The following is a 12,548-nucleotide window of genomic DNA, read 5'->3' on the forward strand; positions in this document are numbered from 1 at the left end:
AAAAAGTATAACCCGTTGCGCCCCGACTGTCAAATTGTTTATGGGGTCCCGCCCGTGCTGAAGCAAGGGGTTCCCGCTCCAGCGACATACTTGAGCGGCCAAAGCCATCCGTGGCCTAAGGGCCGCGGTCTTTGGCCGCACAAGTATAGAAGCGCGCTGCCCGGAAAAAAGCCAAGGCCTATTCATACCCGTATTTATCTATAAATTTGCTCTTCACCGTCTGGACGACCCATAAATACGCGGCCACAATGCAGACAAGGGCCGCAAAATACAACGGCGGCGGCTGGACGAAACCGAAATATTTGGACAAGGGCGTGAAGGGGATCAAGAGGCCGATCGTAACGATATAAATCGACGAAAACATCAAGAACGGACTGGGCCTGCTTTCGACAAACGGGATCTTGCCCGTGCGGATGACGTAGATGACCAGGGTCTGGGTGATCAGCGATTCCAAAAACCACCCTGTATGAAAAAGCTTCGGCGATGCGTTAAAAAGGAACAAAAGGACGCCGAAGGTCACAAAATCGAATACGGAACTGATGGGTCCGAAAAAAAGCATGAACTTCTTGATATAACCCACATTCCAGGGCCGGGACCGCAGCAGATACTCATCATCGACCTCGTCGGTGGGAACGGCGATCTGTGACAGGTCGTAAAGAAAATTGTTCAAGAGGATCTGGATCGGCAGCATCGGCAGGAAAGGCAAGCAAAGGCTGGCGCCCGTCATACTGATCATGTTGCCGAAATTGGAGCTCGACCCCATCTTGATGTATTTGAGGATGTTGCCGAACGTCCTGCGGCCTTCAGTCACCCCCTCGGCCAGGACAATGAGACTCTTTTTCAACAGAATGATATCCGCCGATTCCTTGGCGATATCCACCGCATTGTTGACGGAAATGCCGACATCGGCCGCCTTCAGCGCCGCCGCGTCATTGATACCGTCCCCCAGATAGCCGACGACGTGCTTGTTTCTGTGAAGCGCCCGGATGACCCTCTCTTTTTGCAAAGGCGATAGCCGCGCAAAGACAGAAGTCACCTCCACCAGCTCCGCCAATTCCTCGTCGCTGATCTTGTCGATCGCGTCGCCCGTAGCCAGGCCCATGACACTGATGCCGACGTCGATACAAATCTTGCGCGTCACCAGCTCATTGTCTCCTGTCAGCACCTTTAATTCTATCCCCAGACGCCGCAAGGCCTCGATGGTCTTCTTGGTGGTCGGCTTTGGCGGATCCAGGAAAGCGATGTACCCCTTGAGCACCAGCCCCTGCTCGTCGTCTTTCGTATAGCGTTCTTTGGAGATGTCCATACTCCTGTAAGCGACAGCCAGGACCCTGAACCCTTCGGCGCTAAGACGGTCGCATTCTTCCTTAAGGTCCGTCAGGATCATCTGGTTGATCTCGAGGGTCTCGCCTTCCAACTCGTAGGTCGCGCACCGCTTGAATATCTCCTCGGGAGCACCCTTGGAGATCAACGTATGCCTGCCTTCGGAGCCCACGACAACCGACATCATCTTCCTGGAAAAATCAAACGGGATCTCGTCGATCTTGGCATAATCCTCGATCTTCAACTTCTCATGCTTCAAGATAGCCCGGTCAAGGATGTTTTTAAGGCCCGTCTGGTAATAGCTGTTGATGAAGGCCAGCTTAAGGACCTCGTCGTCTTCCTGCCTGACCACATCGCAGTGTTTCTCCAGGACGATCCTGTCGAGTGTGAGCGTGCCGGTCTTGTCCGTGCACAAGACATTCATGGCCCCGAAATTCTGGATGGAGTTCAGCCTCTTGACGATAACGTCTTTTTTGGACATCGCCAGGGCGCCTTTGGACAGATTGATGGCGACGAGCATCGGCAGCATCTCGGGCGTGAGACCTACGGCAACGGCCAGAGAAAAAAGCAGGGCCTGAACGATGTTGCCTCTTAGGAAAGCGTTGACGGCAAATATGACGACGACCAAGATGAGCATGAAACGGATCATCAGCCACGTAAAACTGCGAATACCTTTGTCGAAACTGCTCTCGATCTGGATGGAAGCCAACCGCCGGGAGAGCTCGCCGAACTGGGTGGCGACCCCGGTCTTCACCGCGACCCCGAGGCCGGTGCCGCTGACGACGCTGGAACCCATGAAAGCGATGTTCGTCATGTCCACCGGAGATTGCGTTTTCGGATCAGCGGGGCCCGCCGTCTTCTCGACGGGAAAGGACTCTCCCGTCAAAGACGCCTGATTGATGAAAAGATCCTTGCAGAAGATGATCCGCAGGTCCGCCGGGATCATGTCGCCGGCAAAAAGATCCACGATATCGCCGGGGACGATCTCCCTGATCGGGATCTCCCGCGCCCGGCCGTTACGATAGACCGTTGCCGTGGCGCGGACCATCTCGCTCAATTTTTCCGCCTCGCGGCCTGCGCGGTGCTCCTGCACAAAAGACAAAAGGACGCTGATCAACGCCATCAGGACGACAAGAAGAGCGCTGATCTTCTCTCCGAAAAACAGGGAAAAACCGGCAATCACCAGAAGGACGATGACGAGAGGATTTAAAAACCTGGAAAGGATCTCGAAAAGAACGGCCCTCTTTTTCTTTTTGGCGGGTTCGTTGTAACCGTAGACCGACAGACGCTCCCGGGCCTCATGATCCGTCAGCCCTTTTTGGGACGTGGCGAACTTCTCGAAAAGCGCTTCGTGGGCGCAACGGGCGTAATCGAAATCGGAAAGGCCGGAGATAAGAGATAGTTTGTTGTCCATGCTTAAAGGGTATCGATAAAATCGTCAAAATCGATATTCTCGCCGAGGGCTTCTTTGGTCGCCCGGATCCTGCGACCGTAGCCGGGATGGGTCTTAAAATAAGACAGGGCCTGCGGGGGCTCCTTCTTCTGCCTCTTGCGGAGTTTGTCCAGAAACTCAATCATCCCCTGGGGGTTATATCCCGCCCTCTTGGCGTAAATCGCGCCCATCCCGTCGGCCGTAAGCTCGTCTTCCTGGGAATAGCCGGAAAGCAAAAAAGCGTAGGCCATCTGCACGCCCTGCGCCGCTTCCGCATTTTTCGTCGCGCCGGCGAGGATCGTCAGGATATTATAGCCCCAGATCGCCTGGAGGCGCTTGATGCTGTGGCGCGCCACGATATGCGCCACCTCGTGGGCGACGACAGCGGCCAGCTCATCGTCCGTATCCGCCACCGTCATCAGATTCTTGAAAATATAGATGTAGCCGCCCGGCAGAGAAACCGCGTTCACGAGGTCTTTGTCCTTCGGGTCCTCGATGATGCGGAAGCGGTATGTCAGGTCGTGGCGGTCGCTGGCCTGGGCGACCTTGGCGCCGACGCGATCCAGGCGCTCGTTCATCTGGGGATCCTGGACGACCGTATAATTCTTCTCGACCTGCGCGGCCAGGGAATCGCCGATGGCCACCTCCCTTTCCGTCGAATACATCATCGTATCTTCTTTGTGCGTCGCCAGGTTGTATTCCGTCGAGCAGCCATTGACGGCAAAACCGCACAATACCAGCAAAAGAGAAACGCCGAATTTCTTGAGCATTACGCGCAGCCGGGCGATCGGCAGACCCACCACATTGAAATAGCATCCGCGGATACGACGGATGAACGACCCTCCCAGGCCCTGGACATCGAAACCTCCCGCCTTGTCCAAAGGCGAGACCTTGCGGAAATACTGCGCGATCTCCCGGTCGCTCAAAGGCTCCATCTCGATGCGCGTCTCTTCTACTTCCGTCATCTCCCGCCCGCTGGCGGCATCGATGACGGCGATGCCGGTATAAAGGACATGGGGCCTATGCGAGAGTCTCTTGAGCATCGCGCGCGCCTCTTTCAATGACGCGGGCTTGCCGAAAGCCCTGCCATCCTGCCAGACAAGGGTATCGCATCCGACGACAATCCCCTTCTTGACGCGCCGAGCCGCGTCGCGTGCTTTCAGCAAGGCATTGGCCGCCACCGTCCGCGCCGGATGCCGCACAGCGTCCGCATGCTCTTTGACGCGCGCAGGCATCACCCTGAATTTCACGCCGAGAGCCTCGAGCAATTTTTTCCTGGCCTTGGATTTCGAAGCAAGGATCAACATAACCATCGCCTCCAAAACTCAGAATTATCGCGTCAGTATTTCGCGTTCAACGCCGCGGATTCGCCGGCCACAAAACCCGTTGAAAACGCCGCCTGAAGATTGTAGCCGCCGCTGGAAGCCGCCAGATCCAGCACCTCTCCGCAAAAATACAACCCCGGCACGAGGCGCGACTCCATCGTCTTGGGATTGATCTCTTTCAAGGACACGCCGCCACAGGTCACCATCGCCTCGTCGATGGGCCTGGCCCGATGGACCGTAAAAGAAAAACCTTTCAGGGACGCGGCCAGGCGCCGGCGCTCCTGCACCGTCACCTGATGACACTTCTTGCCGGCATCCACAGCGGCCTGTGCCGCGACAACGCCGACCATCCGTTGCGGCAGCAGATTCTTGAGATAATTTCCGACGCCGGTATTGGCGGCCGCGCGCAACTCCGCCTGCAATTTCTTATCCAACTCTCCGAGGGCCAGGCCCGGCTTGAGATCCAGTAAAACCCCGACGCCTCCTTTTTCCAGCCAGGCCACGACAGAAACGCTATGATCCAGGACGAGGGGGCCCGAGACCCCGAAATGCGTAAAAAGGAGTTCGCCGACAGGTGTTTCGAGCTTGCAAGACCCTTGTGAGAATATAAGCCGGATATTTTTGAGCGTCAATCCCTGAAGGTCTTTGACAAACCCTTCGCGCGTCTCCAAAGGGACAAGGCCGGCCCTCAACGGCACCACGGTATGCCCCAGGTCTCCGGCCCAGGTAAAACCGTCTCCGGTCGAACCCGTCTGAGGATAGGAGGCGCCGCCTGTGGCGATGATCAACAGGCGGCACTCCAAAGACGATCCATCGTCGAAAATAACGGTCTTTGTGCCGCCGTCAAGCCCGACCTTCCGGACATGACGCCCCAGGCGGACATCCACAGACAGCTTCTTCAATTCAGAGGACAGGACGGCGATGATGCTGGAGGAAGAATCGGTGGTCGGGAAAACACGGCCCTGACGCTCCTTTTTGAGCTTGAGGCCGCGGTCCTCAAAAAACGCCGTCAGGTCCTCCGAGAAAAAACGGCCGAAGGCATTGCGCAAAAACAGGCCGTTGGCCCCGAAACGGCGGCAAAATTCATCGACGGGCGCCTCGTTCGTCAGATTGCAGCGGCCCTTGCCCGTCAGACCGAGCTTGCGGGCAAGGCTGGCGTTCCTTTCAAGCAAGACCACCGCAGGCACTTTCAAGTCTGCCGCGCGGCAGGCAGCCATGATGCCGGCTGGACCACCTCCAATGATCACGATCGGATGATAATCCATGGCGTCTCTAGTCAACCCATATTCCCCGGCCCAAAGGCCCAAATGCCGGGGCTTGTTTCGGGTACCTCTAAGCGGCCACAAAATTCTCAGCCCTAAAGGGCGGAGCCTTAGGCCGCGCAGAGTAAATAAGTAACGGATTTGGTTTAGGCGGAGGGTTTTTTAGCGGCTGCCGGCGTAGCCGGCACCCGCTGATTATAAAGATTAAAAAAGATTACACTGATAAAATTTTGTCACTATCGGTGTAATCGCATTTTAAAATCTGTGTCATCAAGACCGTTTCTGGTCTTTGACCGGTCTGTATTTTTCAGAGAAGAATTCGCTGGCCTTGAAGACGGACACAAGCTCACAGCCGAGCTTGGCCAGGTTCTCTTGCGCCCCTTCTTCCCTGTCGACGATCACGATGGCCTTGCGGACCGGGATATCCATCTTTTTCAAGACCTCGATGGCGTCGATGAGGGAGCCGCCGGTCGTCGCCACGTCATCCAGAAGAACGACCTCATCGCCGGCCTTCAGGGTGGGCCCTTCGACCTGGAGCATCCGGCCGTGGCTCTTGGGATTTTTACGGATAAGGAAGGTGTTGATAGGAAGATCACTCTGAAAACTGACCAGCGCCAGCGCCCCGACAATAGGATCAGCCCCAAGCGTCGGGCCGCCGGCCGCATGCACCTCAAGCTCGCGGATCATGTCGAAGACAATATGGCCGACCAGGTAAGCCCCTTGAGCGCTTAAGGTTACGGCGCGCGCGTCGATGTAATAATGACTCATCTTGCCGCTGGCGAGCTTGATCTCGCCCTCATGATAGGCCTTTTCTTTCATCAATGCGAACAACTGTTTTTTAAGAAGGGCGGGCTCCATAGGCGCTTATTGTACTGGCAAAGGGCATAGATGTCAACTGGCGTTATGCGCCCCCGACACAGAACAAAGGGTTCATTGACTTTTACCTATTAGGATGTTACGATGTTTCCCATGTTGAAAAGTTATGCACAGGCATGTTGCGACCTTCTCTTTCCGAGGAGCTGCCACATCTGCTCCCGGCTTCTCTGCGGGGCGACAGCCAGGTTTGACGACCATCTCTGCGCGGACTGTTTTGCCTCCATGAAGCGCTGTAACGCCATCTCCTGCCGCTGGTGCGGGTCGCCCCTGACCGAAGAAAGGGAAAAAGAGGAATTTTTCTGTCGCAGGTGCCGCAACGACAAGCCGGCATACCACCGCCTCATGACTTGCTACGCCTATGAAGGGCCTGTCCGGCTGTTGATCCATAAGATGAAATATGAAGGCCGGGCCTATCTGGCTTCCACCATCGCCAGGTTGATCGCGGCAGCCCTGCCGGACAAGTGGCTGGATCTATTCGATGCCCTCGTGCCTGTGCCGCTTCATGCGGCGCGCGCCAGGGAACGGGAATTCAACCAGGCGGAGGCGATCGCGCGGCATCTGGCCGGCACTACATCCCTGCCTGTGATCCCGGCGCTCCAAAGGTCAAAAAACACGCCGGCGCTGGCGGATTTAAAAAAACAGGGGCGCATGCGCGTCCTCAACCATGCCTTCCGGCTGGACGAAAAGTGCAGTTCCCTCATGAGCCGGCGCCGCATCCTGCTTGTAGACGATATCGTCACCACAACGGCGACGGCGCGCCAAGCCAGCCGCCTGCTTATGGACGAAGGCGGCTGCTGCCAGGTCACGGTGCTTGCGTTCGCCAAAAGTTAATCATGCGTATCCTTAGGAATTACGTCTTAAAGGAATTCTTCGGCGCCTTCTTTCTGTCGCTGTTCATTTTGACCTTCGTCATGCTCTTGGGCAACATGATCAAGCTCGCCGACCTGATCATCTCCAAGGGGATCTCGATTTTGGTGGCCGGCAAGCTTTTTCTATACCTCATCCCCTTTCTCTTCAGCTTCATCCTGCCGGTCTCAACCCTGACCGCCGTTCTGCTGTCCATCGGCCGGCTTTCCGGCGACAATGAGCTGATCGCAATCCGCTCCAGCGGCATCGGCCTCTTCAAGATCCTCTCGCCGGTCATCATCGTCGGCGTGATCCTCAGCCTGTTTGCCGTCATCCTGAATAACGAGATCATCCCCGTCTCCCACCATAAATCGCGCGAGACGCTGATCGAGCTCGGTTCCCAGAACCCTACGGCGGCGCTGGAAGCCGGAACCTTTATCACGGCCTTTGATAAGTACATCATCTTCATCTACCGTATCGACGGTAACAAATTTTCCAACATCCGTATCTATGAACCCCAAGGGGCAGACAAGCCTCCCCGCACCATCATCGCCAAAAAGGGGGAATTCATCGTCCTGCCGGACAAACAATTGCTCAAGCTCAAGCTGATCGACGGCACGTCCGACGAGATCAATCCGAACGACCCCGAAAATTTTTACAAACTCAATTTCAAGACATATTTCATGAACATCGATTTCAAAAAGCAGGCCGCGGCCAAGGTCGACAAGAAAGCCAAGGACATGACGCTCCAGGAACTGCGCCGGCAGATCAACAAATTCAAATCCACCGGCATCGACACCGCCCCCCTCTTGACGGAGATCTATAAACGCAGCGCCCTGGCGTTCTCCTGCATTGTCTTCATCTTCGCCGGGGCGCCGTTCGCCATGATCACGAGGCGCAGGGAGAAATCCCTGAATTTCGGCTTCGCCTTCCTCATCATGGCCCTTTATTATCTCTTGCTGATCGGTTTCGAAACGATGAGCTCCGAAGGCATCATGACGCCTTGGTTGGCCATGAGCATGCCGAACATCATTTTCGGCGTTCTCGGCGCAGGGATGTTCTACAAAACATGCTTATCCTAGACCGCTATCTCTTTCGATCGTTCCTCAAAAGCTTTATTTTCTGTCTCATTGTCTTTATTTTTCTATTCATCATCGTCGACATCTTCGGCAGTCTCCAGGAAATCCTGAACAACCACCCCTCGATCCTGAAGATCCTCGAGCTTTATCTCTATGCCGTCCCGGTCATCATCGGCCAGACGGCGCCCATCGCCGCCCTCCTGGCCACGCTCTTCACCCTGGGACAGATGAACCAGGCCAACGAGATCATCGCCATGAGGTCTTCGGGCCTGAGCATCTGGCATATCGTGCGCCCCTTCGTTCTCTTCGGTTTCATCCTGAGCCTGTCGATCTTCGTCATGAACGAAACCATCACCCCCTATGCGCAAAAGATGAGCAAATTCATCAAGCGCTATTATGTCGACAAGGCCTACGGATCCACCCAGGATGTCCCGCTGGAAAATGTCGCCATCTACGGTTACGATAACCGCCTCTATTTCCTTAATAAATTCTATCCGAAAACAAACACCATCGAAGGACTGACGATCCTGGAGCACGATGCCCAGCAAAACGTCCGTTCCAAGGTCTATGCGGAAAAGGCCGTCTGGAGAAACAACAGGTGGGTCCTTTACCAGTGCTTCATTTACTATCTGGGAGAAGGCCAAAGGATACGCGGGGAGCCTTTGTATTTTTCAGACAAGGTTTACAGGATAGAGGAAACGCCGGAAGACTTTATGAGGCAAAACATCCCTGTAGAAAACATGAACACCAAGGACCTCGCCAACTACATCGCGAGGCTCCCGGAGAGCGGCGCGCAGAATACGATCATCCGCATGAAGGTCGATCTTTTTCAGAAGACGTCGTCGCCCTTCACCAGCTTCATCATCATCCTTCTGGGCATCCCTTCGGCCATCATCGTGCGCCGACGGGCGGTTGCCTTTTCTTCCATCGGCATATGCATGGGCATCAGCTTCCTCTTCTATGTCCTCTTCGCCGTCCTGACGGCCCTGGGAAAAGCCGGGGTCCTGCCGCCCCTTCTGGCTGCCTGGGGCAGCCACATCATCTTCGGCGGCACGGCCCTCTATCTGATCGCGCATACCCAATAATATCGCGGAATCCCCCCGGACTTTAAGTTCGAGACTCCTTTTTTCTTTGGAACAATTCTCTGGATAATCCTATCGGCTATCCCCTGGGGATTCCCTCCCAGAGGCAACCGCCATTCATGGCCGTGGGATTAAACTTGAAGTCGCGAAATGACGCCTTATCGCAGAGGAGAACTATTCTTTATCGATATAGACGCGCGGCACGCGAGGAGAGATCCAACAGACGACTTCGTAAGGAATGGTGTGACACAGATGGGCGAGCTCTTCGATGCGGATGATCTTATCTTTTTGCGTTCCGGCCAGCACCACCTCGTCTTCCAGCCGGACGCTCTTGAGGTGGCCGACATCGATCATCGTCTGGTCCATGCAGACCACGCCGACAACCGGACAAAATTCCCCGTTCACCAGGACCCGGCCCTTGTTCGATAGAAGGCGGTTATATCCGTCGCCGTATCCGACAGGCAGGGTCGCGATCACCGTATCGTTTTTGGTGATGTGCGTCCGTCCATAACTGATGGAACGGCCCTTGGCGACATTCTTGAGATAGACGATCCTGGTCTTGAAAGAAAGGACCGGCGCCAGGTCCACTTTTCCGATCAACGCCTCTGTCGGATGCAGGCCGTAGATGGCCAGGCCTGGACGGACGAGGTTAAAATGGGCGTCTTTATAGCCGACAAGAGCCATGGTATTGGCGGAATGCTTGAGGGGGATCTTGACACCCTTGATCTCGAGCTTTGTCACCAAAGCGCAGAACATCGTGATCTGCGAACGCGTAAAAGCCTCGTCGGTATCGGCGCTGGGAAAATGGGTGTAGAGACCTTCGATGGAGAGATGCGGCAAGGCGCAGAGCTTCAGGATAAAATCGTCCGCCTCGGAATGCCACACACCCAGCCGGCCCATGCCCGTATCGATCTTCACATGGATCTTGGCTTTCTTCTTTAAGGCGCCGGCGACCTTATTCAGCTCCAGCGCCATCGGATAATCCGTGACCGTCGCCGTCACATCATTATCGATCAACGCCGCTGCGTCGCTTTTGAGAAAAGCGCCCAGATTCAGGATCGGCACGTGGATAAGGTTCTTTCTTAGCGTCAGGGCCTCGTCCAGACAGGCGACACCCAGATAATCCGCCCCGCAGGCGACAAGCTTACGCGAAACCTCGACGATGCCGTGCCCGTAGGCGTTGGCCTTGACCGCCACCATCATCTTCGTGCCTTCCGGAAGGGCCTTTTTCAGGGTCCGGTAATTACGTCCTACGGCGGACAGGTCGATCTCAACCCAAGTTTGACGATAAAAAAGGGATTTTTCCATGCGACGGAAAACCTTAAGAAATAACCAATAACCCTGCCTGCCGGCAGGCAGGCAAGATACAAGATCCAAATAAATCCCAATAACCAACGGCCAAATGATCAAACACGGTTTTTATTTTTTACCTAGTTATTGAATTTTTGTTTTTTGGTCATTGTTTGCCTGCCCTGCGGGCGTAGCCCGCGAAGGCAGGTTTCTTGGGATTTGGTTATTCATTCCCGTTAAATCTAACATGCCTTCCTGACCTGACAGTCCCTGGAATACAGATACACGGCTTCGAGCCCCTGCGCATCCGTTTTGCGTCTCTGACGGAAGGCCTTGCGCGTCAGGGCCGCAATGCCTTCTGGCGCTGGATACCACATGTCTTCCTCGAGACATCCGGCAACCCCCAGGCGCTCCTGGATCGCTGGTGCGTACATCTTGACGGCGTCTCCGGCCAGGACCGTATGCCCATCAAGCCGGCCAAGCCATCGCTCAACGTCAAGCAACGCGTCTTTGCGCAACGGCACAAATCCCTTTTTGCCGTCCTGTTTGAATTCCGCGGCGTAGACATGCGAACGCCTGGCATCCACAGCCACGGCCAGACGGCGCGCGGGGATATGGACGGCATTAAAAGCGATAGCGGCCAGGCTTGAAAATGGATAGACCGGCCGCGAAAAAGCGAATGCAAACCCCTTGACCGCGCTCAAACCTACGCGCAAACCGGTGAAAGAACCTGGACCAACGCCCACGCCAAAGGCATCCATGTCCTTCAAGGCCAGGCCCGATTGCTGCAGACACGTCTCGATCAGTTCGAAGACCCCTTCGGCCCTTCCCTTTTCAAACTGGCGCCTCGCCCCTACCAGCACTTTTTTTTCATCGGAGACAGCGACCACCGAATAAACCGTGGAAGTATCCAGGCAAAGGAAATTCATGAAAAGACCTCTTTGAGCGGATGCCCCCGCTCCAGGTCTTCGGCGGTCGCAATCATCTTCTCCAGCGCCATGATCAGATAATTCTTGCTGAACACCTTCTCGAAGCCCTTGTCGAAGACACCCAGGGCCAGGCTGACCTTGGGAAGGAACACAAGGGTGTTATTCTCAATCGCGGCATACTGGGTCAGCCTGCCGGTATTGTACCCCGTCGTTTCTTTGAGGGTCATGCAAACACGCGGCAGCGGAAGAAAAATGTTTTTGATGCCGGAATAACTCACGCCGATGTAGATATCCCGTCCTTTATAGACGCCGCGGATCTCGCGGCTGGCCAAAAAATCCAACCAAGGCGGCCGGCGCGCATCTTCCACCCCCAGGACCTCCCGGCCCGCCTTTAAAAAATGCCCGATGACCAGCGTTGTCCGCGCCAGCCACCAGATGATGAAACCTCCGAGCGCGATGCCGAACGTCAGCCAGAGATATTGATCCGTCCCGCTGACCGCACCCTTAAAAAAAATGATCGGCTGTTTCACGGGCTTTTTCTCTTTCCCCGCCTCTTCGACAGATGATGCACGACGATCTTACGCAACCTATCCCCTGAGCCTGCCGTGGAAAATTCGACGCGCATATGATCCGGCGGCAGCAGACCCTCGAGCTTATCCGCCCACTCGATGACGCAGATCCCCTGCGACCCGATAAATTCTTCGAGGCCTATCCCCTGGAATTCATCCAGTGTCGAAAGCCGGTATACATCGAAATGGTAAATGGGAATTCTGGCCGGATAGGTTTTCAGTATAACAAACGTGGGACTCGACACATAGTCCTTTTTTTTGAAGCCGAGGCCATAAGCCAGCCCTTTGACGAATGTCGTCTTGCCGCTGCCGAGCTCTCCCATCAAGGCCAGGCAATCGCCGGCCTTCAGGCTGTGGGCCAGTTTTTCCGCCAGCCTCATGGTCTCTTCGGCGGACCGAGTCACATAAATCTTCTTTTTCATCGGTGATCTTATTTTTCCATCCACCGCTACCGCGTCAGCGGATGCCTGCCGAAGCAGTGGCGGCGGACACTTCGTTGGCAAACGGGGTTAATCCTTCACACCTGCCTGCCCTG

At 55.4% G+C, this 12,548-nt stretch carries 11 protein-coding genes; 3 read left to right on the forward strand and 8 right to left on the reverse strand.

Going from position 1 to position 12,548, the window contains the following annotated elements; genetic code table 11:
* Positions 1-178: 178 nt before the first annotated feature.
* From mgtA to pyrE, 4 genes are all read right to left on the reverse strand, one after another.
* Complete coding sequence (gene mgtA / locus BU251_RS05925; RefSeq protein WP_128700138.1) at positions 179-2,737, reverse strand: magnesium-translocating P-type ATPase; 2,559 nt, start codon at positions 2,735-2,737, stop codon at positions 179-181.
* Positions 2,738-2,739: 2 nt separating this feature from the next.
* Entirely contained in the window at positions 2,740-4,062 is a 1,323-nt protein-coding gene (locus tag BU251_RS05930; RefSeq protein WP_164908891.1) for a Maf and M48 domain-containing protein, read from the reverse strand.
* A gap of 32 nt (positions 4,063-4,094) precedes the next feature.
* On the reverse strand, positions 4,095-5,345 hold the full coding sequence (locus BU251_RS05935; protein WP_128700140.1) for a BaiN/RdsA family NAD(P)/FAD-dependent oxidoreductase: 1,251 nt from the start codon (positions 5,343-5,345) through the stop codon (positions 4,095-4,097).
* Between the two features lie 267 nt (positions 5,346-5,612).
* Positions 5,613-6,200 carry an orotate phosphoribosyltransferase gene (pyrE, locus tag BU251_RS05940; protein WP_128700141.1) on the reverse strand — a complete coding sequence of 196 codons (588 nt, stop codon included), beginning with the start codon at positions 6,198-6,200 and terminating at the stop codon, positions 5,613-5,615.
* Positions 6,201-6,311: 111 nt separating this feature from the next.
* On the opposite strand from pyrE, the gene BU251_RS05945 reads away from it, so the two are divergent.
* From BU251_RS05945 to lptG, 3 genes are read left to right on the forward strand one after another with little or no spacing between them, the layout of a single operon-like run.
* A complete protein-coding gene (locus BU251_RS05945; RefSeq protein ID WP_128700142.1) occupies positions 6,312-7,049 on the forward strand; it encodes a ComF family protein in 738 nt (245 codons plus the stop codon).
* 2 nt (positions 7,050-7,051) lie between these two features.
* On the forward strand, positions 7,052-8,146 hold the full coding sequence (locus tag BU251_RS05950) for an LptF/LptG family permease (protein WP_128700143.1): 1,095 nt from the start codon (positions 7,052-7,054) through the stop codon (positions 8,144-8,146).
* On the forward strand, positions 8,134-9,228 hold the full coding sequence (gene lptG / locus BU251_RS05955) for an LPS export ABC transporter permease LptG (protein ID WP_128700144.1): 1,095 nt from the start codon (positions 8,134-8,136) through the stop codon (positions 9,226-9,228). The genes BU251_RS05950 and lptG overlap by 13 nt, the downstream gene beginning before the upstream one ends.
* 171 nt (positions 9,229-9,399) lie before the next feature.
* Here the strand turns inward: lptG and alr are convergent, their stop codons facing one another.
* From alr to tsaE, 4 genes are all read right to left on the reverse strand, one after another.
* A complete protein-coding gene (gene alr, locus BU251_RS05960) occupies positions 9,400-10,533 on the reverse strand; it encodes an alanine racemase (protein ID WP_128700145.1) in 1,134 nt (377 codons plus the stop codon).
* Between the two features lie 224 nt (positions 10,534-10,757).
* Entirely contained in the window at positions 10,758-11,444 is a 687-nt protein-coding gene (gene tsaB / locus BU251_RS05965; RefSeq protein ID WP_128700146.1) for a tRNA (adenosine(37)-N6)-threonylcarbamoyltransferase complex dimerization subunit type 1 TsaB, read from the reverse strand.
* Positions 11,441-11,974, reverse strand: coding sequence for a hypothetical protein (locus BU251_RS05970; RefSeq protein ID WP_128700147.1), 534 nt, complete (start codon positions 11,972-11,974; stop codon positions 11,441-11,443). The genes tsaB and BU251_RS05970 overlap by 4 nt, the downstream gene beginning before the upstream one ends.
* Entirely contained in the window at positions 11,971-12,435 is a 465-nt protein-coding gene (gene tsaE / locus BU251_RS05975; protein WP_128700148.1) for a tRNA (adenosine(37)-N6)-threonylcarbamoyltransferase complex ATPase subunit type 1 TsaE, read from the reverse strand. Before tsaE ends, BU251_RS05970 begins: the two co-directional genes overlap by 4 nt.
* Between the last annotated feature and the right edge of the window lie 113 nt (positions 12,436-12,548).

Origin of the sequence: Candidatus Velamenicoccus archaeovorus, from assembly GCF_004102945.1 — a bacterium.
In the GTDB taxonomy this organism is placed as follows: Bacteria; Omnitrophota; Gorgyraeia; order Velamenicoccales; family Velamenicoccaceae; genus Velamenicoccus; species Velamenicoccus archaeovorus.